This is a genomic window from Pseudohoeflea suaedae (genome assembly GCF_004354915.1).
Lineage (GTDB): Bacteria > Pseudomonadota > Alphaproteobacteria > Rhizobiales > Rhizobiaceae > Pseudohoeflea > Pseudohoeflea suaedae.
In genome coordinates this window covers 1,183,591-1,208,144 of sequence record NZ_SMSI01000001.1, presented here as the reverse complement: position 1 = coordinate 1,208,144, position 24,554 = coordinate 1,183,591, and the positions used below count along the sequence as shown (strand labels likewise).

Here is a 24,554-nt window from a genome sequence, read left to right as displayed (position 1 = left end):
CGCGGCCTGGGGTCAGTACCTTAGATTGACCATATTTTAGGCAATCCTGCTCCGGGATTGAGCAGCCCTATCAGCGGTGTGAGGGTCTTGCGCAATGAATAACCGTCCTCTGCCACGACCCTCGCAAGAAGCTTGCCAGTCTGGCCGACGGTCCAGGCCGAAACGCCGCCATTGTCGTTGATGACGCGCCGGGCCGGCGCCAGCCGGTCTTCGGCATCGGGTCCGACGAGAAGCAGGGTGGCGAAGGCGCGCGCATGACCGGCAGCGGCAGCATGCGCCAGCCCGTCTTCAATCCCGGGACCGATCGAAAAATCCTCGGCGTGGACGAGCCGGCCCTGGACGCGGACACGCCAGCGGTCGCGGAAGACCCCGCTCCGCACCGCTTCGCCCATGGCCTTGCGACCGAATATGACCGGTTCGACGATCAGGGCGCGCGCATCGGCGGCCAGTTCGATATCGAGTTCGCGCACCAGTCGCGCCTGATCGAAAAGGATCGTTTCCTGAGGCAGCCAGCACAGGCTCGCGCCGGCGCCGGCAGTCAACGACACGCCGACTTCGGCGCAGGTCGCATCCGCGGCCTTGTAGGTCTTCTCGCAAGCCTGGGTGGTCAGGGTGAGTTGCGTGCCGGGCGCGGCCTCGCATGCCCATGTCATGCGATCGCCGCCGGTCAGTCCGCCGGCCGTGTTGATGAGGACTGCTTCAAGCCCCGGCGTGACCGGGCGGGGAACACGGATCTTGGCCGCACCGTCCTGGAAGAGCCGATCGATGCGGGTGCGTCCGCCTGCCCGCTTGACCAGAATGCGCCCCTCGCCGCGGGCGCGCTGCATCGGGGGAACCTCAAGCCGGCTGGCTTCCACCTCGTCGCTCGCCGCAATGATAGCGCGCAGGTTCATGTTCCGGTCCCCGTCCTGTTTCGGCGATCATGGGAAATGCCGTGCCGCGGCGCAAGAGCGTTTTCGCTTCACCCGCTCCACTGAAACATTTCCCTGCTTCCGCACCGTCGCGAGACCGCCATGTGCAATTGCGCACAGCGGATGCAACCATTTTCTTGCATATACGTTCTTATCAAAGACGAAAGCGGGCATGCCGCCCGGAAAGGAACACGAAAATGCTGATAGCCCTGGTAGCGTTGACGATGAGCCTGGCCCTAATGGCGTCCGCCCTCGTCATCATCCATATGGAAGGCCAAACTCGTGAAGCCGACCAGAAAAAAGTCGCATTTCGCGCAAACTGATTAACGCCGTTAATCCAAGGAGGGATTTCATAATGCGTATTGTCACTTCGGCTATCTGTGCAGTTGCCCTGATCGCAGTTGCTGGTTGCACCACGACCGAAAAGCGCGCCGCTGGAGGCGCTGCAGTCGGCGCCGGCACTGGCGCTCTCGTTGCCGCGGCAACCGGTTCGGGCGGCGCGGGTGTTGCCACCGGCGCACTCATCGGCGGTGCCGCAGGTGCCCTGCTCGGCGCGGCCACCACTCCCGGCCAGTGCCGCTACCGTGACCGCTACGGCAATGTCTACACGGCTGATTGCCCCTGATCAGACCGTTCTGAACGGTTGGACAAGACGGCTGGTGCGTGATCGCACCGGCCGTTTTCTTTTGGGATGGCCTCCCCTTCCAAGCCGGCAGCCCTCCCATGTGGGCGGGGCCTGGCTTCCGCCGACATCCAAGGCGCCTTGACCACCTTCGTCTCCATACACCTTCGCCTTCGACGAGAAGTCGATACTCAGGCTCGCCGGCACCTTGAACGGATGTTTCCGGAGGGGACGGGACGGGCCCCGGACTGAGGCCCCGACTGTGGCCCCGACTGTGGTTTGCTCAACCGAGCGCCCTCTCGAGGTGGCGCGAACGGCCGGCGGATCCGCGATCCCTAACGATCCGTTGCGATTGGATACCCCCCAAAATCTTCCAGTATTCTTAACCACGCCTTAGGCGAAAACTGCGATTGGTAGAGCCAACCATGACGGCCACCCTACGACATGATGTCGTGCTTCGATAATCACATGCGTGGGAACCAGACATCATTCCTTCCGTCGACACATCCATTCTGCCCGGGCGGCGCAGGGCGCTGGCGAACTGGCTCCTGGCGAGCAATCTGGCCGCAGCATTCCTGGTGATTGCCGCGGTTGCGATCGTGCCCACGGGCCCGCGCCTCGTCGTCATCGGCGCGCCCTGGGCGGATGCGGGCCATCTGGCCTCGATCATCGCGAAAGCGGACGGTCGGATCGTCAACGGAGGGGCGACGAACTGGATCGCCATTGCCGAAGGAAGCTCGGCGGATTTTGCAACAAACCTAATCAAATCCGGCGCGCTGCTCGTCCTTGACGGAAAGCTCGCCTCGGCATGTATCGGAACAGCAACATGACTGGATTGTCTGCCATCCGTAAGATGGCCTCTGATCTCTCACTCGCCCTTATCTGGCTGAATGTGGTTCTCGTGATCGCGCGGGCCATCTGGGGCACGGATGCAAACACCCTGGTGCTCATCGCCGGCGCGCTGGCGCTTGCCGGCACCACCACGCTGCTGTGGTACATGGACCGGACGGGCACGCAGACCCGCATTGCCTCGGGCGTGGCGCAGGCCGGCCTTGTGGCACTGCTGGTCTATGCCTTCACCGAATCGACGCTGCAGATCGACATTCACATGTATTTCTTCGCCGCGCTCGCGGTGACGGCATTCTGGGTCGACTGGCGCCCGATGCTCTCCTTCACCGCGACGACCGCGGTTCACCACCTCGTTCTCTACGTCGTGCTGCCGCACGCGGTCTTTCCTGGCGAATCCGACTTCAGCCGCGTGCTGCTGCATGCGGTCATCCTGGTGATGGAGGCGGGCGTCCTGTTCCAGATGACGCGGATCATGAGCCGTTCCTTCGTCGAAACCGAGACGGCACTGTCGGAATCGAACCAGGCACGCGAGGACGCCGAGCGCAGCCACGCCGCCGCCGACGAGGCCCGCCACACGGCAGACAGCGAGCGCCGCTCGCGCGAACTGGCCAAGGAAAAAGAAGCCGCCGCCGTCCGTGATGTCGTCCAGCGTCTCGCCAAGAGCCTCGAGGGCATGTCGCGCGGCGATCTGACGGTGAGCATCACCGACGCGTTCAGCCAGGAATTCGAGCAGCTGCGCGTGGATTTCAACACCTCGGTCGACAAGCTCCGCGGCGCCATGTTCTCGGTCAGCGAGAATGCCTCTGCCATCAGGGGCGCGTCCGACGAGATCCGCTCGGCCGCCGACGATCTGGCCCGCCGCACCGAGCAGCAGGCGGCATCGGTGGAACAGACGGCTGCCGCCGTCGACGAACTGACCGCGTCGGTCAAGGAATCGGCAATCCGTGCCGACGAGGCCGGCGCTTCCGTCACGCGGACCAAGAGCTCCGCCGAAAGCTCCGGCGAAGTGGCAAAACGCGCCGTCGAGGCCATGCAGGCGATCGAGGGCTCGTCGAAGCAGATCGGCAACATCATCGGCATGATCGACGAGATCGCCTTCCAGACCAACCTTCTGGCGCTCAATGCCGGCGTCGAGGCTGCGCGTGCCGGTGAGGCCGGAAAGGGCTTCGCCGTCGTCGCGCAGGAAGTGCGCGAACTGGCGCAGCGCTCGGCGGACGCCGCCAAGGAGATCAAGACGCTGATCGAGACCTCCGCGCGGCAGGTGAGCACCGGCTCCGGCCTCGTCGGGGAGATCGGGCGGGCGCTCGAGACGATCGTCGCCGAGGTTCAGGACGTCAATGTCAACGTGCTGGCGATCGTCGGCGCGGTGAAGGAACAGTCGACCACGCTGCAGGGCATCAACCAGGCGATCAACGAGGTCGACAAGGGCACGCAGCAAAATGCGGCCATGGTCGAGGAGTCGACGGCAGCCAGCCACGGCCTGGCCGGGGAAGCCGCCTCGCTCTCGCAGCTGCTGGCCCAGTTCCGCCTCGGCGCGGGAGCCACCTCGGCCGCGCCGCGCACCGGGCCGGTGGAAGCGGCGGCACCGCAGCCAGAGCCGCGGCCCGCGGCCCCCGTCGCCAAGATCCATGCCATGCAAGGCAATGCGGCGCTGAAAGCCGACGACTGGGAAGAGTTCTGATCGCCGGGCCGCGCCCGCCCCTGCGGGCAGGCCTGTTCTGACGCTTCGGGCGGAGATCGGAATCCGGTCTCCGCCCGAAGCATTTTGCAGCAATCGAAACTGGGGCAAGGAAAGCATTGAAGCGCCGTGCCACATGAGCTAAGAACCCGCTTGCATGATTTGCCGAGGGCGGGAAACGATCTTCCGTTCTCGACCGGATGCACCCGTAGCTCAGCTGGATAGAGCGCTGCCCTCCGAAGGCAGAGGTCACAGGTTCGAATCCTGTCGGGTGCGCCAATAAAATCAAAAACTTACGACACAGTCGCCCAACAGCTTCAAAAGCTGTGTCACCGCTCTGTCACCAGCAGCGTTGCTAGATTGCAATTTTGGCGGGATCGGTCATGCTCCCTTCTACACACAGAGAGGGTGGGAAAATGATTGAAGAAGGTCGGGCCGAAGGCAGCGTGATAGCCACCAAGCACTTGTTGAAGCTCTTGGTAAGCAAGGGGCTCATCAGCCGGCAAGACGTTGAGACCCTGCACGATGACGCTCAGAAAGAACTTTCCGACATGCGCGACCGGGGGGTCATCAGCAAGGCAGAGGCTGTTAAGGGCGCCCATGCTATTGGTTACCTCTACGTCCTCGACTAGCACAAAGGATTTGAGAAATTGGCGAGAGACGGAATCCGACAGGCCGATATCGAGCGCCTGATCAGGGCGGCCATGAAATACAACTCGGTTGTTCAGGTCGATCTCCGCACCCACGTCGCCACGATCATTCCCGGCGCCGCACCACACTGGCGGGAAGGAACGTCCCTTGAGCTAATCCGGAATGCCGAAAACGATGGACCGCATCTGGAGAACTGGGATTAAGCTCAATGCTCGATGAGCGAGGCCGACCCCTCGTCTGGACCCCCGAGATGATCGCCGAACGTTGGGGATGTCACGCAAAGACCGTGCGCAACATGCTCAACGATGGCGAACTGAAAGGCTTCCGCGTCGGCCAAAAGCTGTGGCGGGTGCGCGTGGAGCATCTGGACGAATACGAGATGGGAATTCAGCAGTGACCAGGAAAGCCCTTCTAACAGCCGCCGATGCCCGCAGGTTGACCGAAGCCGCCAAGGCTTCCGGCTGCGCGATCGTGGTGAAGAGCGGTGAAGATACGATCACGATCATTCCCGATGGTCACAGCCAGCAATCCGCCATCCTCGACAGGGACCACAACGAACCACCGGTTACTCTAGAAGGTTGGAGGAAAAGGCGTTTAGCGCGGGGACTAACCTAACGGGAATCTATACCGGCCCCGGCATCCGCCCCGGCCCTATCCGAACCCACGGCGCCTCTTCCCCGGTTATTTCGAGCAAGGCAACGCCGATCGCATCGTGAAGCGCAAGGAGGCCCCTGTAGTGGCTATCTTGCGGCTTGAGGTGTCTCAGCGTCTCGGTGATCTGATCGTGCGCTCTCTGCGCCTCTGAGAGCAATTGAGCGATCTCGCGGTCTCTGAGTTCGGACCTGCGCATGTGTCGTCGTGTCATCGGTAACTCCCACCGTTGGAATCACCGTCCCCGGCGCGACTATAGCGACCAGAGATCGAACCGCAATCACCCAAGCGATCGCGCCGCCGGCACATTTCCCGGTGAAGTCAGCACGGCGTATGCATGGCGGGCATCGGCCTGTTGCTCGGGTGTCAGCCGGCGATATTGCTTGATCGACATGCCCAGGCCGAAGGCTATAGGGGCGATTGCACGGTTCGGGCCGCGCATCTTCCGCAATCGCCAGTGATCTACGTCAGTGAGCGGTCGCATGGTTCCGACGCCGGGGATTTCGATCCGCTCGATCAGGGCTTCACTCCGGCATGACTTCCGATCTCGTCGGGCCAGGTCTTGAGCGTCTTCACCGATATGCCGGCCGCCGACACCATGGCCAAATCGCAGGAGCCGCCCACGGTAGGGATCGGCTCTTGAATACCGGGCACGGTCACCAGAGTGCGCCGCTGCGCTTCCATGATCTTCAGGCCATCAATTTCCGGATCGAGCGCAAACACGTCCTCACGGCTCGCCAGGGGCTTACCAAGCACGGTTTCCATCTGTTCGGAAGGCAGAGGCGACAAACTGCAAATTCCGCACTCCCTGACCTCGTACGGCTCGGCGCCTGCCCCTTCGAGCGGGCCATCCTCATCCGGATGCGACGACAGGCAAAAGAACACCGGCTTGCCGTGCCATTCATCCCAAGCAACCACCGACATTTCGACTTTCGCGGCCCCATCATGAAGGCCAAAGAAACGGGAACTCGGTCTTGCGCTGCGATAGATCTCCCTGCAGTAGTCGGGCAAAGCTTCGAGAAGGTCAGACAGCTTTTCGACCTCGCCGAAGTCCTTCTCGACCTGCGCCGGCACGTTGCCGATGCCCCGGATGACAGTGACGGCATTGCAGCGATCGAGCACGGCGATTTTTCTACTCAGGCGTCGGATGATGCCCGTGCCGTCATAGAAGGCTGTATCGGAGAGGAGAGCGCCCCAGGACGGCGTGAGGATGATGTTTGCGGCTGTCATATCGTCCCTCCGATGACCATCGCGCCGCCGTTGGCAAACCGCGGCATTGAGCCGAATAGCCCACTGAAAATACCCGAAAGCAAGCTGCCACCCGCTCCACCGCCGAAGCTCACTTTCGAAAGGGCGATTTGAGCGAGACTCATCAGCACATCGGCGAGCACATCCTTCCACTTCTTTGTGCCGTCGATCAGGCCCCGGAGAGACTGCCCAACACCCTCGCCGAAACGCTGCATGCCTTCGAACGTCTGTTCGGTCACGGTGCGCAGGCCGGCCCATGCGTCAACGGCGCTGTTCGCCCCTTCCTTGAAGGCTGCAGCCGCGCTCCGGCCACCATCTCCGGCAACCTTTTTGACCTTCTGCACGGCTTCCTCGGTTTCGTCCAGGAGACCGCCCCAGAAGACTTCCATTTGCTGCGGCACGTCACCCAGCCGGGCGCCGTCGAACACCTGCCGAACGCGGTCCGTGGTGGCCTGCCGGATCGATCCGCTGCCGGTGCCGAAGGAGTAGATCTTGGCGATCGTCTCCTCGACGCCATCGAGATAACGCTGGGTTTCGGAAAGCCCACTGAAGAGCTCTTTCGCGCCTTTCACATAGTTGCCGGTCTGGAAATAGAACGCGGCCTTTGTCGCCGCGGTGATGTCCATCGCCACGCCTTTGAACGCTGCCCCCACCCGCACGACGCCGGCGGCGAGATGCTTCAAGGTCATGATGACCGGCTCGAACGCGGATTTCAGATTGCTCGCATCGGTCTGCATGGAGACCAGCAAGTCGGACAGGTCCGCCATGTACGGAATCAGCGCCTCGCCGATCTGCACCACGACACCGGAGAAGGTTTTCTGCAGCCGGGCAAGGTTGTCGTTGAACCGCTCGGAAGCCTTGGCCGTCTGAGTGTCGATGACGATGCCCAGCCGTTCCGCTTCGGCGTACATGTTGCGCATGCCCTCGGCGCCGGAATTGAGCATGGGAATGAGGGCCGCACCCGATCGGCCGAACAGCGCCATTGCCAGGTCGGTTTTGGCCGCACCATCCTGTAGCCGGGACAGCTTGTCGGCGACTTCGAGCATGAGATCGCCTGTCGGCTTCAACTGGCCTTGAGCATTGCGCACCGAGATCCCCAGGCTCTGGAATGCCTCCGTCGCTCCCGATTTCGCCCCGGCCGCAACGTCGGCGATGCCCTGCGAGAATTTACGGAGACCAGTGGACAGCGTTTCGAAGCTTGCGCCGCTCATGTCGGCGGCGTGCTTCATTTTCGAAAGCTCCTCGGTCGTCAGACCAAGCGATTGCGCGGCTTTCAGTGTCTCGTCGGCCAAGCTCGCCGTTTTGAAGATGGATGCGCCCAGGGCGGCGGTAAGGCCCGCCAGTGCACCAACAGCGGCGAGTGCTCCCGCCTTCGCAGCACTGGCGAATTTCTGCATGCGCATCTCGGCTTTGGACAAGCCCTGAGAGAATGCGGCGGTATCAGCGCCTAAAGTGACCCTCAAGGCTCCTATCACGGCGGAGGTCATGGTTTATCCTTTCGTGAGAGAGCCACCAGCGAGGCCAGATAGCCGTCCGGGTCACTTTCGGCCTCGGCGATCGTCAACGCCACTGTGAGGGCTGTCAGGCCGATCTGGCGCTCGGATATGCCCAATTCCCTCGCCAGGGCCGTAGCGTTTGCAAACACCTTCGCGGCGGCATCCGCGTCCTTCGGCGCGAAACTAATTCTGTTCTGCACTCCGACCGCCGGTCCCATGGTGCTTTTCCGTCCCAGACGCATCCGCCCCCCCCTGTCACTGTTTCCGAAGATGCGGCTCGAGATCGCTGTCGGGCACACCATTGTCCCGTGCCGCGGATGCGAAAAGGTGCTCGAACTCCGCCTGATCGGGAAGCCGGCCGTGTTCCTTCTCGAACTCGCCGACGCTCCGATAGGTGGCGGCGATCGCTGCCTTCATGTCCGGGCGAAGCGCACGGGAATCGATGGTGCGGCGGTTGTCGTTGTCGTTTTCAACGTTCATTGGTGGTGATCCTTCTTCCGAGTTTGAGAACGGCGCCGAGCGGGCCCGCGTCATGGATGGAGGGCATACCCACCCGCCCGGCACCGAGCTTTTCGGCCAGTCGCGCGCGGCGGGCCTTGTGTTCATCCCAGCGGGCTTGGCCGTAGATCTTGACTCCTGCCTCGTCAGAGACGAGCGGCTTTCGGTTGCGATGTTCGAGGTCAGCCATTGAGGTCACCCCGCTTCACGGCAAGCTGCCAGTGATCCGACGAGCCAGGGGTAGCGCCTTCGGGCACATCGACAACGGCAGCCCAGAGTGCACCCGCATACGTGACGAGTGCGCCTTTGCGGTAGGAAAGCGCCCGCTGGTGGACGCCCGCGAAATGCTGCGATCGGGCTTCAAGCTCCGCGATGCGCTCTTCGGCTTCTTCCATCCGATGGCCGGTCCATTTCTGGTGCGCTTTCAACACGCCGGCGAGAAGCATGACTAGGTCCAGGGTTGCGGGATCGTCGGGCGAACCCATCTTCTCGCCGGTCATGTACATTTCAGCGAGGTGGAATTCTTCGAAGGCGCCGATCGCGGCTTTAAGGCGATCGTGCTCGCCGGCTTTGCGTGCGCCTTTCGGATATTCGGGTTCCGGCAAGCCGCGCTTGATCTCCCACAAATCTCTGTCCCGGCCGGTAGCCTTGGACCGGGCAGCTTTCGGCTGTTCTTCTCCAGGATCGGGCCGACCGCTTTCGATCGCGAACTTGCGGCGATAGAGGCTTTCGAACTCCGTCTTGAGTTCTTTCACCTCGGCAGTGAGGGCATCGGCTTCGTGATAGGGAATCCCATCCGAATAGAGCCGTCGCTCGGCACGATCGATCTCTCGCTGGATATCATCGAGGCGGGACTGAATATCGCTCTGTTTGTCGACACCTGATTTTGCGGAATCCTTTCCCGGCTCGGGCGCTGGATCGTAATGGACCACAGGCGTCTTCTTGGCTGGCGCGGTCGGTGCCGATCGCGGCGCGGCTTTCTGACTGCGACGGCTTCGGGCTGTCTCGACTCGTCCGTCGGGATTGCATGGAAAGCCTACGATGCTGACCTCGGCAATCCGCCAGTCCGTGATGTGCCTTGTACCGTCCGCTGCAACCTCGTTGGATTTGGGTTCGAAGCCGACCGAGACGCCAACCTTTTGCCGGGAGGTGATGCGGGAATACAAATCCGCCGAAGTGACCGAAGCGCGAAACCTGACCTTGTCGCCGTCGCGCCAGATCTCTTGGACTTCCCCGATCTGCAAGTCATGGCTATGATCACTCAGGAGCGGCAGCGGGGTTTTCCAGGTTGCCCCCTCGGGTTCGAGAATTTCGCCCTGATTGTCCTTGCGACCCGAAGAGCAGATGCCTTCGATGACGCGTTCGGTGTCATCAACTGCGTTGAGTTTGGCGGATCGGGTATTGAGGATCTGGATCGTCATCGGCGGCTCTGTTTTCAGTTCTCCCCGATCATAGCCCTCCGAAGTTCCTCGCGGCGTGACGCCGTAACGAAATCGTACTGTTCCGGTGACATTGCGTCTTTGAGCCAGAAGCTGAGCGCCAGGGCGAACACCCGCTTGTCGTCGGCCAATTCTTCGGGCAGCCATCCGACCGCGATCAGGAATTCCACGGCCTGCACCTCGTCGACATCGACGAGCACCGGCATCTTCCCGGACCGCTGCCGCTCGCGGAGCCGGCGCATTCTCTCAGCTGCCGTGGGGTCTTTTGCCATCGTTCATCCTCATTGAACAATTCTGCTCGATTGTTACAAAAAACTGAAATTCTTACGATTTAGCGCACGTGAAGACCGTCCGCCGGTGTCATTTCGCTTGGCCCGTATCCTCGGAAGCCCCCCGCCAGATTGGGCGATCGAGAACATCAATGTGGCTTTTCGCGCTTTTTCCAGCGACCACCGGGGACAGATCGGCTGCCTTCATGCATGCCACCTCCCCGCCCCTAGGCTTCCCTACTGGCGTCCGCGATGGTACAAATCTCGAGGCAAGTTTCCGGTCCTCCCAGCCATGTAGCCGCGGGGCGTCGTCATCATCAGGCGGCGCCCCGTTTCTGTTCTCCGAAGGCCGGCCGGTACACCTTCGCGGGCTCGGGATACTGAGGATCGAAATCGGGCATCGTCCGCACGATGATCGGCGTCAGGTCGATGATCTCAGCAGTGGGCCGCTTCTCAGCCCACTCGAACAGCGTCGGTTGGTCGGTGCTCATGCTGCCATCCTCCGGTAGATTTCGGTTGTCATCTGCCCAGCCCGCAACAGCCTCAACGCCTCGCGATGGTGAGCGCGATCGGGGATGTGCTGGAATATCCAGACTGCGAACTCGGTTTCTTCGGTCGGGAAGACAGTGCCACAAGAGAGGTCTTCCCTTTCAGAGAGAGAAGAATCTACAGGTGTTCTATTCAGGTAGTTCTCACGTAGGTGTTTAGGTGGCAGCGTTGCAACCTCGAAATCATCACCATTTGCAACCTCGACACCGGTATCATTTGCAACCTCGCGAGGTAGCAGCGGTGCAACCTCGGACTGGTTTTGACGCCTCTGCCGAGCCGCTTCCCGGGCCCGATCCTCGCGATCCGCCTTCGCATCAAGGATGACGCCAACACGCTCGGTGACGAACGTGTAGAAATACGGCTGGGTTCGATCGATGCGGATGCGATGGAGCCAGTGACAGCCGCCATCTGGCTCGCTCAACCGGGTCAGGCTGCGCCTCACGGTATCCCGCGAAACGCCGATCTGAGCGGCGAGCCTTTCGATCGAGGGCCGAGCCTCTTTGGCGCGAGCGTTGACGTGCTGCATCAGCCGGAACGCGACCCGATAGTCGATATCCCGAACATTCGGATCGCACGACATGGCGTCCAGGACGTCCAGCTTCCATGAGGTGAAGCTTTGGCGTTCGGCTTCGCTGATCTCTTCTGTCATCCGGTTGCCCTCCCCTTCGCCCGGTACTGATCGGCAAGGCGGATCGCCTCGACGGCTTCGACCGCGTGCAGCCCGAACATGTTGCGCAGGTGAGGCACCGCTGGACGCGGCACCTCCTGCTGTTGTGAAAGCCACTGTGCGGCCTCTTCCACCGCGGCTGAGTGCTGGTGATCGGTGCCGGTCACTTGATCACCCCCATGTCGATCTGAGCGAGCAGGAGCCGTTCGTGAGCCTCATAGAGCACGTCCGCGATCGCCTCGAGATCGGTATCGCAGGCGTCCGGTGACTTGAGCGCCATCCAGACCGTGAGCACGATGCTTTTGGCCAAGTGGATTTCGTCACAGGCGTTTAGATTGGCAGGCTTCAGCTTTTGAACCGTCATGCGCCCTGCCCTCCCCAGATGAAGCCTGGTAGGTCATCTTCTCCGGCGTCCTCGTTGTCGGCGTCGTCAAGCTCAAGGTCGTACTCAAGCCGGCCATTGATATAGCGAGGCGGACAGATCAGCGTCGGCTCTGTGTCGCCATTGTCTTCAAGATCCGGATCACCATCGAAGAAATCGAGGGCGGCGATCAGCTGTTCGATCTGGTCTTCGATCATCTGGCGCTTGATGGAGGGGTTCATGAGCGCGCCTCCCGCCGATGGCCGACGACGAAGGCGACGTGCAGGTCATGCCGCACGGTCGCAACATAATCGTGATCGGGATGCATGGCGCCCATCGCTTCCGCCAGGGCGTTGGCGTGATAGCGGGCCTTATCTGCGTCCGTCGCTGTCGCCAGGAAGCAGTCGATCGACAGATCAGGTTTGGCCGCTGCCGTCACCGGGACCGCCGCAACGGCCATTCCGGCGAGCATTGTACGACGAGAGATTGCCGCCTTGAGCTGATTTGTGATATGCACTCGCATGTCATTCTTCCTTTCGTGGGGTAGGATCGATACCGGCTCGGCAGCGCTGCAACGCTCGCCGGGCCTTTTCTTTTTCTGGGCTGCCGTCATGACGCATGCCTTTCGGCCGTCGAGTGGACAGGCTTGGACAGGTACTCATTTGCCCAGGTGTCGAGGTCTTCCGGCCGGTAAAGCGGAATGCGTCCGGCGTACTGCATGACGGGACCGCCGCCGATGCTCGCGAGCTTGTTCAAGGTCGCGACGGCAAGAGGGATCCCGTGTTTCTCCATCATGTAAGCCGGAACTTCGGTCCGGCGCATGCGCGGTCTATGGGTCAAGACTTTTCTCCCGTTTTATCGAAACGCCCGGCGTAAGCACCGTGCTTAGATTTTTTATCTGGAGTGTTATTGATTTGTCAATAAGCACCGTGCTTAATCGCGCGCATGGCGAGAAAAGACCCCCAGGTAAACGTCCGGCTTCCGGCGAGTTTGAAACAGCGAATTGAGATGGCTGCGGCCGAAAGCGGTCGCTCATTCACGGCTGAGGTCGTTATCAGGCTTCAACAGTCGTTGACGGGCGCCTTCGTGGATCTTTCTAGCGAGGGATTTGGCGCTCTTATCAAACGGCTTGAAGCGACAGTCGAAACGTCCGACGTTCTGTTCCTTCGGCTTCGAGACCAGATTCGCGCCCTAGAGGGGAAAGAGCCGAATAGCGGTGCTGTTGAGATCCCGGCGATGGCATTTGAACAGTTGCAAGATGCCCTTGAAAAGGGAGAAACTGAGCGAGCGAAGGCAGTCTTGGACGACGCGGTTAGAACGCAGCTTTCTTCACTTCGGACGAGCGACACCTAAGCCCGCCGCGGCAACTCCACCACCTTGCCCGGCTCGGCCGTCATCATCCGCCAGATCTTACCGCTCACTTCGTTGGCGACCTCGAGCAAGACCGAATCGAGCCGGTGAACATATCGGCTGGTGATCGTGCCGGACTTGTGCCCGAGAAGGGCGCCGATGGTGTTTTCGGTGAAGTTGAGATCGGCGGCGACGGACGCAAAAGAGTGCCGGAGCGTGTGAGCCGTGACGCCCTCTAATTCCGCGGACGCCATTATTCGCCCCATAGCTGCCTGTAGAGCGCCGAAAGGCTTGTCGGGCTGTCGAGTGCCGGGGAACACATAAACCGCGTCAGCGGCTCGCTGTAGCCCGGAAAGCACCCTTGCAGCATCGGCAGAGAGTGGACGGGTAGAAGCGCCGGTTTTGGTATCTCCGAACCGCAGCGCATTGCCGGTGAAATCCACCTCCGACCACTTCAGGCTTTCGATCTCCCCTCGCCGGCATCCAGTCAATGCCAGAAGCCGGATAGCGGCCACCGCCTGCCAAGGCTCCGTTTCTACCGCGTCCAACGCCTTGCCGATCGCCCGATATTCCTCTTCGGACAAACGACGTTCCCGCGTCCCGTCCGCCGGCCGCTCGACACCATGCACTGGATTGGCATCGATCACCCCGTTCTTGACCGCATAGGCAAGGATGCCCGACAGGAGGCCAGTGGTTCGGGATGCAGTCCCTGCTCCACCCTGCACCACCGACTTGCCGCGGAGCCGGCCGGTCTTCTCCACCTTGGCCGTCTTGCCAGTGGTGACGTCCGCCACGAATTTGTTGATGTCTGCCCGGGACAGATCGACCACCAGCTTCCCGCCAAGCAACGGGCGAATGTGCCTCTCTATCCGGCCGCGATCGATATAGAGCGTCGAGGGCTTTTTCGGGCGCCGGCCTTTTCCCAGGATCAAACCCTTCTCGGCAGCGTCGAGATAGTCGTCGCAAAGCTGGTTGACCGTGAGCGACTTCCGGCGTGTCCGGCGCTCGTTCGCCGGGTCTTCACCCTTCACCGCATCTCCGAGCACAATGCGCGCCTGGTTGCGGGCTTCCTCGACCGTGAGCTTCCCATAGGCGCCGATCGACATCCGCCGGCGCTGCAGCGTGTCACGGGTCCGGTAATCGCAATAGAATACCTTCCGGCCGGAGGGGAACACCCGAACGCCGAACCCGACCAGATCCGAACACCACACGATATAGGGTTGGTCCCGCGGCTCTTGCTTGTCGAGAAAGGTCTTCGTGATCTTCGGCATATCGGCTTCCCATGACTTGGTGTCACCGAAGTGTCACCACAAAACAGGAAAGTTGGGAAGCCTCGGGAAACGTCAGGAAATTATTATCCGCCATCAAGCCATTGAGCTATATGCGATAATCCAGCATCGGAAATCTGCGGATAACTCTGGAAACGACTATCGATCTGCCCTCCGAAGGCAGAGGTCACAGGTTCGAATCCTGTCGGGTGCGCCATTTCACGTCAATTCCGAAGCGAAATATCGAGGACGTCTTCCTTGGGGTTTTAGGCGGCAATCGTTTGGAACAGGCGATGAGAGCCGTGCGAACGCATTTCGCCCCGGTACGCCATAGCTCCCCAAGCCAATTCATCCACAATCGCATCGGCATTTTCGGATATAACAATTGACAAGAAGCTCATAAACGTTGCTTCTTGAAGTCCGCTGCAGCCCGGCTTGTTGCGGCGATACCTTTGGGCTAAACGCCCGCAAGCAAAGTGCATACCCGTGGAGCGACGATGATCGTCCAAGTCATTTTACCCGTAGCCCTGGCCGTCATCATGTTTTCGCTCGGCCTTGGTTTGCGTCCCGCCGATTTCTGGCGGATTGCCAAACAGCCCAAGGCCTTCGCGGTCGGCGCCTTCAATCAATTGCTCATCGTCCCGATCGTGGCTTTCTGCGTGGCCATACTGTTCTCGCTGCCCCCGGAATTGGCTTTCGGCGTCATGATACTCGCGGCGTGTCCCGGCGGGGTGCTGTCCAACTCCGCTTCGCGGTATGCGGAGGGCAATGTGCCCTTGTCCATTTCCCTGACCGCGGTCATTTCGCTCGTGGCTACGATCACGCTGCCGATCCTCGTGGCGCTGAGCGCAAGCTACTTCGTTCGACAGGATGCGCCGGCCGTCAACGTCACCGCACTGGGCGCCCAGGTTTTCGTGCTGACTGCGGCTCCGGTGGCATTGGGCATGCTGGTGACCAAACTCGCGCCGCGATTTGTGGCGACCGCGTCACCCTTCATTTCGAAGTTTGCCTTCGCGCTCTTCATGCTGTTGATCGTGGCGGCGCTGATCAGCAACTGGGATGCGTTTTCATCCAACTTCTGGACGCTGGGGCCGGCACTGATCGCCATGAACGCCGCGCTGCTGCTGTTCGGGCTCGTCAGCGGCCCCCTGTTCGGCCTCCAGCCCCGCGACATCACCACCATCGCCATAGAATCGGGCACGCAGAACGGGTCGCTGGCCATCGCCGCGGGGCTCCTGGTCCATGGCGCCAGCACGGGATTGCCCGACACGACCCTGCCGGCCGTGATCTATTCGATTACCGCCTGGTTCCTGACCACGCCCTTCGTTCTGTGGCGCCGCAGGTTGAAGACCCGGGAGGAAAGGGTCCACCAGCCCGGCCTCCAAGGCAGTTGAAACAGGGGCCGCATTACGTTAGGGAAGATCGATTGGCCGGGACACTGGCCAGCCAGACCAGGAAAAGGACGTTCCAGGCGGCGCAAGCGCCCCGCAACGGCCAACTTCCGGGGTATTTCGTGGCGTTGACCCACTGCAGTTATTTCTGCAGAAGTTAATGTATAAGCGGTTCGGACCATCGAATCCGAGCCGCAATGATGCAGAATCGAGAAGCATTCCGGATAGGACGCATGACAGTCGGCGGCTCTGTGGAAAACGAACTCAGGTTGGTGCCAAGCCTGAAATTCTCTACTGACACCATTCGCAAGGAAGAACAGTTTGATGCCTGGGCGGCGTTCAACTCCATGGCGGAGTTAAAGCCGATCGGGTCCCGAACGGATGGTTTCAAGGCCAGTTCGTCGTCCCATCAGCTGGGTCGGCTGCAACTGACGTCCTTCCAGCTCGCCCCCATGCACCTGGACTACACGCCTGCCGCGCAACGCCGGCTGGGTATGGATCACTGGTGCATGAGCGTGGTGACGAAGGGACCGGTCGGCTATGAAAGCAATAGCAGCCAGGTCGCGGTGTCCCCCGGGCGCCTGCTTCTGCATTCCTATGCGGACCCCTTTTCAGGGGTGATGGACAACACCCAGTACAGCAGCCTTTTCTTCGCGCGCGACGACTTCTGGGACGTTGCCGAGCACCTCGAAAGGGGCGCGCACCAGCTTGCGCAGGGCCCGATGGCGCAGATCCTGCGGGATTTCATGCTGTCCGCGATTTCCCGGGCGGACGGACTGACCCAGATGGACGCAGCGGCGCTCAACGATGCCTTCGGCAGCCTGGTGCGCGCGCTCGTGACCAACAATCCGACCGAGATCGAGGCGGCCAAGGCGCCGATAGCCGCCGCGCAGTTCGACAGGGCGCGACGCTTCATCAATGCCAACCTGAAAATGCCGGGCCTGACCCCCGATGCGGTCTGCGCCAGTATCGGTGTATCGCGCCGGCAATTGTTCTACCTCTTCGAACGGCAGGGAGGCGTGGCGACTTACATACGCAATCGGCGCCTTGCCGCCTGCTATTCGGCCCTGGTCAATGCGGAGAACGGAAAGCAGATCAGTACGGTTGCCTATGAATACGGCTTCACCACCATCAGCTCCTTCTACCGCCAGTTCACCGCGCGCTACGGTTTCGGGCCGGGTGAGGCCCGCGCGGCCGCGCGCAGCGGCGAGTTTCCCTCGCACAAGAGAGAAACCACATTCGTCGACTGGCTGAACCGGCTGGTCGAGCCCTGACATACGGACAAAGGGACGGCAGCAGCCCTTCCCTCGCGTCGTGCGATACGTGCCAATGCCCGCACTATGCCCCGCCCCACCGTGCCGGGTGCACGGCCGGCATTCCCCTGAAGCCCCCCGCTGCAAAATCTCCGAGACCGTAACGGCGACACAGGCACCCGGCCGTTGACGACGCGTGTCCGGGGTAAGCCCGAGACGCATGACAGCCTCCATCCACAGCCTCCCGACGACAGACGAGCACCAGACCGGTCTCCTCGCGCCGGTTACCTGACCCCGTTCAGGTGTCTGTCAGGTTTGGCAGCCATTGCAGCGGCTCCCGTCGTCGTTGCATGGAAGGAAGCGGCTTGTTCAAATCGCTTTTTGGTTTCAGGCCACGGATGCGCAGCGAATGGCTGTCCATCCTCACCGCAGTTTACGTCCTCTCGTTCCTGAACGCGACCTTCTGGAACAAGTCGTTCGCCTATCTCAATGGCGACGCCATGGCGCTGCTCGCGCTCGGGGTCGGAATATTGGCGATCTTTGTCGCCCTGTTCGTCTCGCTGTCGGTCAAGTATCTCACCAAGCCCGTCCTCATCCTGTTCGTTCTGGCCAGCGTCTCGGGCGCCTGGTTCATGGACCGCTTCGGGGTGATCATCGACAGCGAGATGGTCCGCAATGTCGTGGAGACCAACCAGGCGGAAGCCGGCCATCTCATCACGAGCGCCTTCATCATGCACATGGTGATCTTCGGCCTCCTGCCGTCGCTGCTCATCGCGACGGTGGAAATCGTGCACCGCCCGATCCTGAAGAAGGTGGGCGTCAATCTGCTGATCATCATTCCCTGCCTGGCCGTATTCGCACTCGCCGGGTACTCGCACAGCGGCACCTTCATGTTCAACATCCGCCAGCATCGTGATTGGTTCCATACGCTCAATCCGCTTTTCCCGATGGGAAGTGCCGTCAAGCTCTTCATCCGCAAAGGCGAGGAGCAAACCATCATTGCCCAGCCGCTCGGCACGGATGCGAAGGTCGCCGACGACAGGAAAAGCGTCGATCGCAAGCCGAGGGTGACCGTCGTGGTCGTCGGCGAGACGGCACGCGCCGCGAATTTCCAGCTCGGCGGCTACGGACGCGAAACCAATCCCGAACTGTCCAAGCGCGATATTCTCTACTTCAAGAACACATCGAGCTGCGGCACGGCGACCGCCGTATCGGTGCCGTGCATGTTCTCGGTCTATGGCCGCCAGGACTATTCGCATTCCAAGGCGCTGGCATCGGAGGACCTGATGGACGTGCTCACCCATGCCGGCGTCAAGACCGAATGGTGGGACAACAATACCGGCGACAAGCAGGTGGCCGACAGGATCAAGAAGATCGAATTCTTCAGGTCCGGCGACCCGCGCTTCTGTTCCGGCGGCGAATGCCTCGACCAGATCCTGGTAGACGGGCTCGACGCCTGGCTGGACAAGGTCGACGGCGACGCGGTTCTGGTGCTTCACCAGCTCGGAAACCACGGGCCGGCCTATTATCTCCGCTATCCGGAGGAATTTAGGACATTCACGCCCGATTGCCGTACCGTGGACTTCGACGCCTGCACGCCGGAAACCATCACCAACGCCTACGACAACGCCCTGCTCTACACCGATCACATCCTCTCCGAGGTGATCGACAAGCTCGGCGCTCATGCCGACCGGCTCGATACGGCAATGATCTACATGTCCGATCACGGGGAGTCGCTCGGCGAAAAGGGGCTCTACCTGCACGGGGCGCCCTACATGTTCGCGCCGGACGAGCAGACGCATGTCCCCTTCGTGCTATGGACCTCACCCGGCCTCAGGCAGTCGACCGGCATCGACACGTCCTGCCTGTCGGCGAAGACGGACGCGCATCAATCGCAAGACGAACTCTTTCACAGCGTCCTCGGCCTGATGCGGGTGGAGACCAAGGTCTACGACCCTTCGCTCGACATCTTCGCCTCCTGCCGCGACGGCGTTTCCTCATGACGCCTCATGCCGGATCCGCGCCGCCCAAACAGACGGGCCTTGCCCATCTGTGGGCCGCAACCTGCTATTCGGCCGGCGGCCTGGTGCGCCTGGCAAGGGAGGCCGCTTTCAGGCACGAGGCCATGGCCGGCGCAGGCCTGGCGGCAGTCTACGCGGTCATGGACGTCACTGCAGCGGTGCGCCTGTCCGCCGCCATCCTGTTTCTCCTGCTGATTGCCATCGAAGCGGTCAACACCGCGATCGAGGAGATCATCGACCGGATTTCGCCTGAAATATCGGAGACCGGGAAACACGCCAAGGATCTCGGTTCGCTCGCCGTGCTCTGCCTGGTCGCAGCCAACTCCATCCTGTTCTTCTATGCCCTTGCCGTTCAGTTCTGGGCGTGACGAGCCGGCCAACACCGCCAGGGAAAGCACTATCCATGATGCTGGTCCGCGCACGAAAAAGGACGCCGCGGGCGGCGGCGTCCTTTCCATTCGGCGTGATGCGAGTTCAGAGAATATCGCCGCTCGCGGGTGCGCGCTTGCGGCCCGTGATCATGGCGCCAACCAGGTTTTCGCGGTGACGGAAGCTTGCATGAACGACGCCGGCGACATGCAGCGCGATCGCCACCAGAAGCAGTTCCGCCAGGACTTCATGGGTCTCCTGAACCCATTCCACCCCCCAATAGGCATCGGTGGTCTGCATCCAGCCGGTAAGGCCGATCGCGGCCACCATGACAAGCAGCGTGACCACCATCGCGGCTCCGAGCGGATTGTGCCCCAGATAGCGGGGTTCCCTGTGGCCAAGCATATCGCGGGCATAGCTCAACGTGCGTCCGGGAGAGCGCATGAACTGGCTGAAGCGAGCGTAACGCGTTCCGGCAAGTCCAAGGATGAGCCGCAATCCGACGAGGCCCGCTGCCGTATAGCCTGCCACCTCGTGGACGCGCTGCAGTTCGTCCGCCGTCACCCAGCACAGGGCGACGCTGGCGGCGAGGCTCCAGTGAAAGAGCCTGACCGGACGATCCCAAACCCTGACCGTCTTGTTCACCGATCAGTCCTCGACCTTCGAGGCGACCGACTGGAAGGTCTGGGGGTTGAAGTAGGCTTCGACCTTCTTGCCATCGGCGTTGATGGCATAGGCCTCATAGCAACCATCCTCGGTCTTGATCGAGCGGACCTTCCAGCCTTCGCCTTCGAGCTTGGCCTGCAAGGCTTCGCGCGGCTGCCAATCGGCCATCGCCACACTGCATTTCTCGGATGCGAGGGCGGGACCGCTGAAGGCAGTTGCGACAACGAGGGCAATGATGATCTTTTGCACGATGTATGCTCCTTTCCTGTGTTGGGCATGGACCGGAATGTCGGCGACCAAGCTGACAGCCACCTGAAGACGTTTCGGCGGCCTTGCGGGTCGCTCGGCAGCCTGTCACTTTCAGGCCCGACGAAGCGCGGATCCCTCGAATTGGAGCAATTGAATGCGCGTGCTCTTGGTTGAAGACGACGAGATGCTGGGAGACGCGGTCAAGACCCACGTCCACCGCCAGGGGCATGCCGTCGATTGGGCACAGTCGCGCGACGATGCCGAAGCCAGTCTCGAAGCCGTCGCCTACGATCTCGTTCTTCTCGATCTGCGGCTGCCGGACGGCAGCGGGCTCGACATCCTCAAATCGCTTCGCGACCGCCGTGACGAAACCCCCGTCATCATCATGACAGCCCATGATCAGGTCTCGGACCGGATCGCCGGACTGAATGCCGGGGCCGACGACTATCTCGTGAAGCCGGTCGATCTCGGCGAACTGCAGGCACGCATCCACGCCGTTTCGCGGCGCTACGGCACGCACACTCTTCCCGCTCTCGTCATCAACGGGATCTCGGTCTATCCGTCGGAGCGCCGGATCGTGGCGGGCGACGGCGCGGAAATCCTTCTCTCCTCGCGCGAATGGGCGGTGCTCGATCGCCTGGTTGCACGGAAACGGGCGATCATCTCCAAGGCGCAGATAGAGGAAGCGCTCTATGCCTTCGGCGCGGAAGTGGAGAGCAATACGGTCGAAGTCTATGTCAGCCGCCTGCGCCGGAAACTGGGCAAGGAAGCGATAGAGACGGTCCGCGGCGTAGGCTACAGGATTTCGACCGATGCGGCTTAAACCTCGCAGCCTTGCCGGACGTCTTGTCCTGTCCATGTCGGTGCTGCTCGGCCTGTTCTGGACGATCGGCGTGGCCCTTTCCATCCACGTCATGCGCGAGGAGTTCGACGAGGTCTTCGACAGCGCGTTGCAGGAAACTGCAGAACGTCTGGCCCCGCTCGTCGTCGACGATTATTTCCGCCGCAGCGATGACACGGGACCGAGCGAAGTCTCGGCCCTCAATCCCGGCAAGAGAGACGAATACCTGACCTATCAGGTGCGCGATGCGGCCGGGCAAGTCGTCCTGCATTCGCACAACAATGGCGCCGAACCCTATCCCGCACCGTTGCGACCAGGCTTCTGGAGCGGCGAAGACCTGCGCATCTACACAATCGCAACGGTGAGCGACACCGTCTTCATACAGGTCGCGGATTCGCTGGCCCATCGCCGCGAGGCAACGCTCGAAAGCGCCTTCACGCTGCTGGTGCCGATCCTTCTTCTCCTGCCGCTCGGCATGGTCGCCACACGCCTGGTCGTCATGCGTGCGACAAGGCCGGTCAACAAATTGCGTGATGCAATCAGCACCCGGGACGGGAGCAATCTCGAACCGATCGCGCCGGGCAGCCTGCCGACCGAAATTGCCACCATCACCAGTTCCGTCAACAGGCTTCTCGGCCGGCTGAAGCACGCGCTTCACGCCGAACGGGATCTCGCGGCCAACAGCGCGCATGAACTCCGGACGCCGATTGCCGGTGCGCTCGCCCAGATGGAGATCCTGAGCGGGCAACTGACAAGGGCCGAGGACAAGGCGCGTGCGGATCAGGTGCTCACGGCGCTACGACGCCTGTCGGTGATCCTCGAGAAGCTGTTGCAGCTCTCGCGCGCCGAAGCAGGCATCGGCCTGTCGCAAACCCCGACGGATCTCGTCAGCCTCGTGGGACTGCTGGTCGAAGGTTTCCAGCGTTCCCATATGGCGACGGCCGTGAATGTGGAACTGGCGCCCGGCGTCAGCACGCTGCCACGCACGGTCGATCCGGACGCCTTTGCGATCGTCGTGAACAATCTTCTGGAAAACGCCCGGCGCTACGGCATGCCTGACAGGCCGATCACCGTCTCCATCGCAGCGGATGGATGCATCGTCATTGCCAACGCCGTCGAAGGTCCGATCGACCCCGATGCCGATGTCTATCGCGCACGCTTCAAGCGCGGCCAGACGACGGAGAGAGGTTCGGGTCTCGGGCTGACGATCGTCGACAAGCTGATGGAGCAGATGAAAGGAACGATGACGCTGCGGGTGGTGGAAACGCCGGGTGCGGACAAGCGCTTCGAATGCGCCCTCTCGTTCCCGCCGCATGATCCGCGGTGAGAAAAGGATTCCGAATATGTTCGTAACATGCTGGAATTTCAGGGAGCTGGATCAGATACCGAACGCCTGATTGCTTCGTTCGACGTTCAGCGCAGGCACACCATCGGCCTGCAGGACGGGCACCCATGAGGAAAGCGCCTCATCGGCGGTCCTCCAGACTGTGAAAGCGGAATACTGTCGAATTATCAGCGGGATCTGTCAGCGCGGTAACGTGAACCCGGAAGATCGACGCCACGAGCTCCGGGCTCAGCACGTCTCCGGGCGCGCCACAGGCGACAAGACGTCCCTGCTCCATGACGCCCAGGCGGTCGCAGTTCATCGCCTGATTGAGGTCGTGCAGCGCCATGATGACGGTGACGCGCAATTTGCTGACCAGGCGCAATAGCGACAGCTGGTGATGAATATCGAGGTGGTTGGTCGGCTCGTCGAGCATCAGCAGGCGGGGTCGCTGCGCCAGGGCGCGAGCGATATGCACCCGCTGGCGTTCGCCTCCCGACAAGGTCGCCCAGGCGTGATCCTCCATATGCCCCATGCCTGCCGCGTCCATCGCTTCGGTCACGATACGCCGGTCCTCGTAACCGAACGGCGACAGCGCAGACAGCCAGGGCGTCCGGCCGAGTTCAACGGCGTCACGCACGGTCAGCGCCTCGGACGTGTCGGCCATCTGTTCCACGAAGGCGACGCGCCGGGCGATGTCGCGCCGGCTCATGCCCTCCATCGGCACATCGTCGAGGAGCACCCGCCCTCGCGCGCGTGGCATGAGACCGGCGAGAAGGCGGAGCAAGGTGGATTTCCCGGACCCGTTCGGCCCGACGAGCCCGAAGGTCTCGCCCGGCACGATGTCGAGCGAAACACCGTCAACGATCGCCCTGCCACCGGCGCACCATCCAAGGTCGGATGCACTCAGTTTCATGCCCGTCTCCGGTTGCGTATCAGGATGAGGGCGAAGCCCGGCGCACCCACCAGGGCCGTCACCACGCCGATCGGGACGACCTGGCTCGGGATCAGGACCCGCGAGGTGACATCGGCGGCAATGAGAAAGACAGCACCGGCAAGGGCAGCGGCCGGGACGAGGCGATAATGACGCGGGCCGACCATGAAGCGCATGGCGTGCGGAATGACCAGGCCGACGAACCCGATCGAACCGACAAGGCTGACCATCGTGGCCGTCATCAGCGTCGTCGCTCCGATGAGGATGACCTGCACCCTGCGCACCGCAATTCCGAGCGATGCGGCGGAGGAAGCCCCGAAGGAGAACGCATCAAGTGCGCGGGCGAACCACAGACACGCGACCAGCCCGGCAAGAGCTGCGGGTATGGCAAGAGAAACATCGGGCCAGCGGATGCCGGACAGGTTTCCCAACAGCCAATATGTGATCCCCCTCGCCTGTTCGGCATTCGCGGACTTGGTGATCAGGAACGAGGTCAGCGCATTGAAGAGCTGCGATCCAGCGATACCCGCGAGCACCAGTTGCGGCGAACCGCCGCCGGCGGCGCGGGCGAGCAGGACCACGAGGAGGAAGGAGAGCGAAGCGCCGGCAAAGGCTCCGGCGGACATGCCGACCAGCCCGCTGCCGAGACCCAGGATCGTCACCGCCACCGCACCCGTTCCCGCGCCGGCGGAAACGCCCAGCAGATAGGGGTCGGCCAAGGGGTTGCGCACGATCGCCTGCAAGACCACGCCGGAGAGCGCCAGACCTGCCCCGCAGGCCGCAGCGACCAGCGTGCGGGGCACCCGGTAACTCCAGATGATACCGGCGTCGATGGGGTCGACGGCATGGCCGGCGTTCCACAGATTGTTGGCGAGCACCGCAAGCACCCTGGAAAGGGGCAAGGGTGTCTCGCCGACCGTGATGCCGAAGACGATCGACAGCACCAGCAGGCTCGCCCCCGCAAGGCCCCAGAGCACAACGGGTCGCAGAGCGCTGGCG

General features: G+C 62.0%; 34 protein-coding genes and 2 tRNA genes. 14 read left to right on the top strand and 22 right to left on the bottom strand.

Annotated elements, in window-relative coordinates; genetic code table 11:
* Window positions 1-20: 20 nt before the first annotated feature.
* On the bottom strand, window positions 21-827 hold the full coding sequence (locus E2A64_RS05625) for an urease accessory protein UreD (RefSeq protein ID WP_133284277.1): 807 nt from the start codon (window positions 825-827) through the stop codon (window positions 21-23).
* 439 nt (window positions 828-1,266) lie between these two features.
* Here E2A64_RS05625 and E2A64_RS05620 point away from each other — a divergent pair, with 439 nt between their 5' ends.
* The 4 genes from E2A64_RS05620 to E2A64_RS05605 all read left to right on the top strand — a co-directional run bounded on the left by E2A64_RS05620 (window position 1,267) and on the right by E2A64_RS05605 (window position 4,339).
* Window positions 1,267-1,536: a YMGG-like glycine zipper-containing protein gene (locus tag E2A64_RS05620; RefSeq protein WP_174235744.1), complete on the top strand. Its 270-nt coding sequence runs from the start codon at window positions 1,267-1,269 to the stop codon at window positions 1,534-1,536.
* A gap of 575 nt (window positions 1,537-2,111) precedes the next feature.
* On the top strand, window positions 2,112-2,363 hold the full coding sequence (locus tag E2A64_RS05615; protein ID WP_133283412.1) for a hypothetical protein: 252 nt from the start codon (window positions 2,112-2,114) through the stop codon (window positions 2,361-2,363).
* Window positions 2,360-4,063 (top strand): methyl-accepting chemotaxis protein, encoded by a 1,704-nt coding sequence (locus E2A64_RS18105; protein WP_280177523.1) that lies wholly within the window; start codon window positions 2,360-2,362, stop codon window positions 4,061-4,063. Before E2A64_RS05615 ends, E2A64_RS18105 begins: the two co-directional genes overlap by 4 nt.
* Window positions 4,064-4,262: 199 nt before the next feature.
* Window positions 4,263-4,339 (top strand) — tRNA-Arg (locus tag E2A64_RS05605).
* Between the two features lie 50 nt (window positions 4,340-4,389).
* Here the strand turns inward: E2A64_RS05605 and E2A64_RS05600 are convergent.
* A complete protein-coding gene (locus tag E2A64_RS05600) occupies window positions 4,390-4,806 on the bottom strand; it encodes a hypothetical protein (protein WP_133283410.1) in 417 nt (138 codons plus the stop codon).
* 113 nt (window positions 4,807-4,919) lie between these two features.
* On the opposite strand from E2A64_RS05600, the gene E2A64_RS05595 reads away from it, so the two are divergent.
* The gene (locus E2A64_RS05595) at window positions 4,920-5,108 is read left to right on the top strand and encodes a helix-turn-helix domain-containing protein (RefSeq protein ID WP_133283409.1); all 189 of its coding nucleotides are present in this window, start codon (window positions 4,920-4,922) and stop codon (window positions 5,106-5,108) included.
* Window positions 5,105-5,326: a hypothetical protein gene (locus E2A64_RS05590; protein ID WP_133283408.1), complete on the top strand. Its 222-nt coding sequence runs from the start codon at window positions 5,105-5,107 to the stop codon at window positions 5,324-5,326. The genes E2A64_RS05595 and E2A64_RS05590 overlap by 4 nt, the downstream gene beginning before the upstream one ends.
* A gap of 552 nt (window positions 5,327-5,878) precedes the next feature.
* Here E2A64_RS05590 and E2A64_RS05585 read toward each other — a convergent pair.
* The 14 genes from E2A64_RS05585 to E2A64_RS05530 all read right to left on the bottom strand — a co-directional run bounded on the left by E2A64_RS05585 (window position 5,879) and on the right by E2A64_RS05530 (window position 12,729).
* Window positions 5,879-6,592 (bottom strand): hypothetical protein, encoded by a 714-nt coding sequence (locus E2A64_RS05585; protein WP_133283407.1) that lies wholly within the window; start codon window positions 6,590-6,592, stop codon window positions 5,879-5,881.
* The gene (locus tag E2A64_RS05580) at window positions 6,589-8,097 is read right to left on the bottom strand and encodes a phage tail tape measure protein (protein ID WP_133283406.1); all 1,509 of its coding nucleotides are present in this window, start codon (window positions 8,095-8,097) and stop codon (window positions 6,589-6,591) included. The genes E2A64_RS05585 and E2A64_RS05580 overlap by 4 nt, the downstream gene beginning before the upstream one ends.
* Window positions 8,094-8,324 (bottom strand): hypothetical protein, encoded by a 231-nt coding sequence (locus E2A64_RS05575; RefSeq protein WP_133283405.1) that lies wholly within the window; start codon window positions 8,322-8,324, stop codon window positions 8,094-8,096. The genes E2A64_RS05580 and E2A64_RS05575 overlap by 4 nt, the downstream gene beginning before the upstream one ends.
* Window positions 8,325-8,361: 37 nt before the next feature.
* A complete protein-coding gene (locus tag E2A64_RS05570; RefSeq protein ID WP_133283404.1) occupies window positions 8,362-8,586 on the bottom strand; it encodes a hypothetical protein in 225 nt (74 codons plus the stop codon).
* On the bottom strand, window positions 8,576-8,794 hold the full coding sequence (locus tag E2A64_RS05565) for a hypothetical protein (RefSeq protein ID WP_133283403.1): 219 nt from the start codon (window positions 8,792-8,794) through the stop codon (window positions 8,576-8,578). Before E2A64_RS05565 ends, E2A64_RS05570 begins: the two co-directional genes overlap by 11 nt.
* On the bottom strand, window positions 8,787-10,025 hold the full coding sequence (locus E2A64_RS05560) for an HK97 family phage prohead protease (protein WP_158285694.1): 1,239 nt from the start codon (window positions 10,023-10,025) through the stop codon (window positions 8,787-8,789). Before E2A64_RS05560 ends, E2A64_RS05565 begins: the two co-directional genes overlap by 8 nt.
* 14 nt (window positions 10,026-10,039) lie before the next feature.
* Window positions 10,040-10,315, bottom strand: coding sequence for a hypothetical protein (locus E2A64_RS17800; RefSeq protein WP_158285693.1), 276 nt, complete (start codon window positions 10,313-10,315; stop codon window positions 10,040-10,042).
* A 314-nt stretch (window positions 10,316-10,629) separates the two neighbouring features.
* Window positions 10,630-10,803 (bottom strand): hypothetical protein, encoded by a 174-nt coding sequence (locus tag E2A64_RS17795; protein WP_158285692.1) that lies wholly within the window; start codon window positions 10,801-10,803, stop codon window positions 10,630-10,632.
* A complete protein-coding gene (locus E2A64_RS05555) occupies window positions 10,800-11,510 on the bottom strand; it encodes a helix-turn-helix domain-containing protein (RefSeq protein ID WP_133283401.1) in 711 nt (236 codons plus the stop codon). The genes E2A64_RS17795 and E2A64_RS05555 overlap by 4 nt, the downstream gene beginning before the upstream one ends.
* Window positions 11,507-11,695, bottom strand: a complete 189-nt coding sequence (locus E2A64_RS05550) for a hypothetical protein (protein WP_133283400.1) — start codon at window positions 11,693-11,695, stop codon at window positions 11,507-11,509. The genes E2A64_RS05555 and E2A64_RS05550 overlap by 4 nt, the downstream gene beginning before the upstream one ends.
* Window positions 11,692-11,892: a hypothetical protein gene (locus tag E2A64_RS05545; RefSeq protein WP_133283399.1), complete on the bottom strand. Its 201-nt coding sequence runs from the start codon at window positions 11,890-11,892 to the stop codon at window positions 11,692-11,694. The genes E2A64_RS05550 and E2A64_RS05545 overlap by 4 nt, the downstream gene beginning before the upstream one ends.
* On the bottom strand, window positions 11,889-12,131 hold the full coding sequence (locus E2A64_RS05540; protein WP_133283398.1) for a hypothetical protein: 243 nt from the start codon (window positions 12,129-12,131) through the stop codon (window positions 11,889-11,891). Before E2A64_RS05540 ends, E2A64_RS05545 begins: the two co-directional genes overlap by 4 nt.
* A complete protein-coding gene (locus E2A64_RS05535; RefSeq protein WP_133283397.1) occupies window positions 12,128-12,502 on the bottom strand; it encodes a hypothetical protein in 375 nt (124 codons plus the stop codon). Before E2A64_RS05535 ends, E2A64_RS05540 begins: the two co-directional genes overlap by 4 nt.
* The gene (locus tag E2A64_RS05530) at window positions 12,499-12,729 is read right to left on the bottom strand and encodes a hypothetical protein (protein ID WP_244598156.1); all 231 of its coding nucleotides are present in this window, start codon (window positions 12,727-12,729) and stop codon (window positions 12,499-12,501) included. Before E2A64_RS05530 ends, E2A64_RS05535 begins: the two co-directional genes overlap by 4 nt.
* Window positions 12,730-12,834: 105 nt before the next feature.
* Between E2A64_RS05530 and E2A64_RS05525 the strand changes: the two genes are divergently transcribed.
* Window positions 12,835-13,242 carry an Arc family DNA-binding protein gene (locus E2A64_RS05525; protein ID WP_133283396.1) on the top strand — a complete coding sequence of 136 codons (408 nt, stop codon included), beginning with the start codon at window positions 12,835-12,837 and terminating at the stop codon, window positions 13,240-13,242.
* Here E2A64_RS05525 and E2A64_RS05520 read toward each other — a convergent pair.
* Window positions 13,239-14,510, bottom strand: coding sequence for a tyrosine-type recombinase/integrase (locus E2A64_RS05520; RefSeq protein WP_133283395.1), 1,272 nt, complete (start codon window positions 14,508-14,510; stop codon window positions 13,239-13,241). The genes E2A64_RS05525 and E2A64_RS05520 overlap by 4 nt on opposite strands.
* Window positions 14,511-14,633: 123 nt before the next feature.
* On the opposite strand from E2A64_RS05520, the gene E2A64_RS05515 reads away from it, so the two are divergent.
* A tRNA-Arg gene (locus tag E2A64_RS05515) sits at window positions 14,634-14,724 on the top strand.
* A 49-nt stretch (window positions 14,725-14,773) separates the two neighbouring features.
* On the opposite strand, the gene E2A64_RS05510 is transcribed toward E2A64_RS05515, so the two are convergent.
* Entirely contained in the window at window positions 14,774-15,016 is a 243-nt protein-coding gene (locus tag E2A64_RS05510; RefSeq protein ID WP_133283394.1) for a hypothetical protein, read from the bottom strand.
* Here E2A64_RS05510 and E2A64_RS05505 point away from each other — a divergent pair.
* The 4 genes from E2A64_RS05505 (at window position 15,005) to E2A64_RS05490 (ending at window position 19,540) form a co-directional block, all read left to right on the top strand.
* The gene (locus tag E2A64_RS05505) at window positions 15,005-15,901 is read left to right on the top strand and encodes a bile acid:sodium symporter family protein (RefSeq protein ID WP_133283393.1); all 897 of its coding nucleotides are present in this window, start codon (window positions 15,005-15,007) and stop codon (window positions 15,899-15,901) included. The two genes, E2A64_RS05510 and E2A64_RS05505, sit on opposite strands and share 12 nt — an antisense overlap.
* A 230-nt stretch (window positions 15,902-16,131) precedes the next feature.
* Window positions 16,132-17,172 carry a helix-turn-helix domain-containing protein gene (locus tag E2A64_RS05500; protein ID WP_158285691.1) on the top strand — a complete coding sequence of 347 codons (1,041 nt, stop codon included), beginning with the start codon at window positions 16,132-16,134 and terminating at the stop codon, window positions 17,170-17,172.
* Between the two features lie 377 nt (window positions 17,173-17,549).
* On the top strand, window positions 17,550-19,154 hold the full coding sequence (locus E2A64_RS05495; RefSeq protein WP_487371829.1) for a phosphoethanolamine transferase: 1,605 nt from the start codon (window positions 17,550-17,552) through the stop codon (window positions 19,152-19,154).
* Complete coding sequence (locus E2A64_RS05490) at window positions 19,151-19,540, top strand: diacylglycerol kinase (protein WP_133283390.1); 390 nt, start codon at window positions 19,151-19,153, stop codon at window positions 19,538-19,540. Before E2A64_RS05495 ends, E2A64_RS05490 begins: the two co-directional genes overlap by 4 nt.
* A gap of 106 nt (window positions 19,541-19,646) precedes the next feature.
* On the opposite strand, the gene E2A64_RS05485 is transcribed toward E2A64_RS05490, so the two are convergent.
* Window positions 19,647-20,186: a cytochrome b/b6 domain-containing protein gene (locus E2A64_RS05485; protein ID WP_133283389.1), complete on the bottom strand. Its 540-nt coding sequence runs from the start codon at window positions 20,184-20,186 to the stop codon at window positions 19,647-19,649.
* Between the two features lie 3 nt (window positions 20,187-20,189).
* Window positions 20,190-20,456: a PepSY domain-containing protein gene (locus E2A64_RS05480; RefSeq protein WP_133283388.1), complete on the bottom strand. Its 267-nt coding sequence runs from the start codon at window positions 20,454-20,456 to the stop codon at window positions 20,190-20,192.
* Window positions 20,457-20,610: 154 nt separating this feature from the next.
* Here E2A64_RS05480 and E2A64_RS05475 point away from each other — a divergent pair, with 154 nt between their 5' ends.
* Both E2A64_RS05475 and E2A64_RS05470 read left to right on the top strand, forming a co-directional pair.
* The gene (locus tag E2A64_RS05475) at window positions 20,611-21,279 is read left to right on the top strand and encodes a response regulator transcription factor (protein ID WP_133283387.1); all 669 of its coding nucleotides are present in this window, start codon (window positions 20,611-20,613) and stop codon (window positions 21,277-21,279) included.
* A complete protein-coding gene (locus E2A64_RS05470; RefSeq protein ID WP_133283386.1) occupies window positions 21,269-22,624 on the top strand; it encodes a sensor histidine kinase in 1,356 nt (451 codons plus the stop codon). Before E2A64_RS05475 ends, E2A64_RS05470 begins: the two co-directional genes overlap by 11 nt.
* A gap of 139 nt (window positions 22,625-22,763) precedes the next feature.
* Here E2A64_RS05470 and E2A64_RS05465 read toward each other — a convergent pair whose 3' ends face one another.
* Both E2A64_RS05465 and E2A64_RS05460 read right to left on the bottom strand, forming a co-directional pair.
* Window positions 22,764-23,537 carry an ABC transporter ATP-binding protein gene (locus E2A64_RS05465; RefSeq protein ID WP_133283385.1) on the bottom strand — a complete coding sequence of 258 codons (774 nt, stop codon included), beginning with the start codon at window positions 23,535-23,537 and terminating at the stop codon, window positions 22,764-22,766.
* Window positions 23,534-24,532: a FecCD family ABC transporter permease gene (locus E2A64_RS05460; protein WP_244598227.1), complete on the bottom strand. Its 999-nt coding sequence runs from the start codon at window positions 24,530-24,532 to the stop codon at window positions 23,534-23,536. Before E2A64_RS05460 ends, E2A64_RS05465 begins: the two co-directional genes overlap by 4 nt.
* Window positions 24,533-24,554 lie beyond the last annotated feature (22 nt).

Excerpts from the sequence above, each read along its gene's own strand:
- E2A64_RS05585 (WP_133283407.1), bottom strand. The coding sequence starts at position 6,592 with ATGACAGCCGCAAACATCATCCTCACGCCGTCCTGGGGCGCTCTCCTC.
- E2A64_RS05535 (WP_133283397.1), bottom strand. The coding sequence starts at position 12,502 with ATGACGGCAGCCCAGAAAAAGAAAAGGCCCGGCGAGCGTTGCAGCGCT.
- E2A64_RS18105 (WP_280177523.1), top strand. The coding sequence starts at position 2,360 with ATGACTGGATTGTCTGCCATCCGTAAGATGGCCTCTGATCTCTCACTC.
- E2A64_RS05580 (WP_133283406.1), bottom strand. The coding sequence starts at position 8,097 with ATGACCTCCGCCGTGATAGGAGCCTTGAGGGTCACTTTAGGCGCTGAT.
- E2A64_RS05505 (WP_133283393.1), top strand. The coding sequence starts at position 15,005 with ATGATCGTCCAAGTCATTTTACCCGTAGCCCTGGCCGTCATCATGTTT.
- E2A64_RS05520 (WP_133283395.1), bottom strand. The coding sequence starts at position 14,510 with ATGCCGAAGATCACGAAGACCTTTCTCGACAAGCAAGAGCCGCGGGAC.
- E2A64_RS05495 (WP_487371829.1), top strand. The coding sequence starts at position 17,550 with ATGCGCAGCGAATGGCTGTCCATCCTCACCGCAGTTTACGTCCTCTCG.
- E2A64_RS05500 (WP_158285691.1), top strand. The coding sequence starts at position 16,132 with ATGACAGTCGGCGGCTCTGTGGAAAACGAACTCAGGTTGGTGCCAAGC.
- E2A64_RS05545 (WP_133283399.1), bottom strand. The coding sequence starts at position 11,892 with ATGACGGTTCAAAAGCTGAAGCCTGCCAATCTAAACGCCTGTGACGAA.
- E2A64_RS05620 (WP_174235744.1), top strand. The coding sequence starts at position 1,267 with ATGCGTATTGTCACTTCGGCTATCTGTGCAGTTGCCCTGATCGCAGTT.
- E2A64_RS05465 (WP_133283385.1), bottom strand. The coding sequence starts at position 23,537 with ATGAAACTGAGTGCATCCGACCTTGGATGGTGCGCCGGTGGCAGGGCG.
- E2A64_RS05525 (WP_133283396.1), top strand. The coding sequence starts at position 12,835 with ATGGCGAGAAAAGACCCCCAGGTAAACGTCCGGCTTCCGGCGAGTTTG.
- E2A64_RS05560 (WP_158285694.1), bottom strand. The coding sequence starts at position 10,025 with ATGACGATCCAGATCCTCAATACCCGATCCGCCAAACTCAACGCAGTT.
- E2A64_RS05575 (WP_133283405.1), bottom strand. The coding sequence starts at position 8,324 with ATGGGACCGGCGGTCGGAGTGCAGAACAGAATTAGTTTCGCGCCGAAG.
- E2A64_RS05565 (WP_133283403.1), bottom strand. The coding sequence starts at position 8,794 with ATGGCTGACCTCGAACATCGCAACCGAAAGCCGCTCGTCTCTGACGAG.
- E2A64_RS05490 (WP_133283390.1), top strand. The coding sequence starts at position 19,151 with ATGACGCCTCATGCCGGATCCGCGCCGCCCAAACAGACGGGCCTTGCC.
- E2A64_RS05570 (WP_133283404.1), bottom strand. The coding sequence starts at position 8,586 with ATGAACGTTGAAAACGACAACGACAACCGCCGCACCATCGATTCCCGT.
- E2A64_RS05595 (WP_133283409.1), top strand. The coding sequence starts at position 4,920 with ATGCTCGATGAGCGAGGCCGACCCCTCGTCTGGACCCCCGAGATGATC.
- E2A64_RS05540 (WP_133283398.1), bottom strand. The coding sequence starts at position 12,131 with ATGAACCCCTCCATCAAGCGCCAGATGATCGAAGACCAGATCGAACAG.
- E2A64_RS17795 (WP_158285692.1), bottom strand. The coding sequence starts at position 10,803 with ATGAGCACCGACCAACCGACGCTGTTCGAGTGGGCTGAGAAGCGGCCC.
- E2A64_RS17800 (WP_158285693.1), bottom strand. The coding sequence starts at position 10,315 with ATGGCAAAAGACCCCACGGCAGCTGAGAGAATGCGCCGGCTCCGCGAG.
- E2A64_RS05470 (WP_133283386.1), top strand. The coding sequence starts at position 21,269 with ATGCGGCTTAAACCTCGCAGCCTTGCCGGACGTCTTGTCCTGTCCATG.
- E2A64_RS05555 (WP_133283401.1), bottom strand. The coding sequence starts at position 11,510 with ATGACAGAAGAGATCAGCGAAGCCGAACGCCAAAGCTTCACCTCATGG.
- E2A64_RS05625 (WP_133284277.1), bottom strand. The coding sequence starts at position 827 with ATGCAGCGCGCCCGCGGCGAGGGGCGCATTCTGGTCAAGCGGGCAGGC.
- E2A64_RS05475 (WP_133283387.1), top strand. The coding sequence starts at position 20,611 with ATGCGCGTGCTCTTGGTTGAAGACGACGAGATGCTGGGAGACGCGGTC.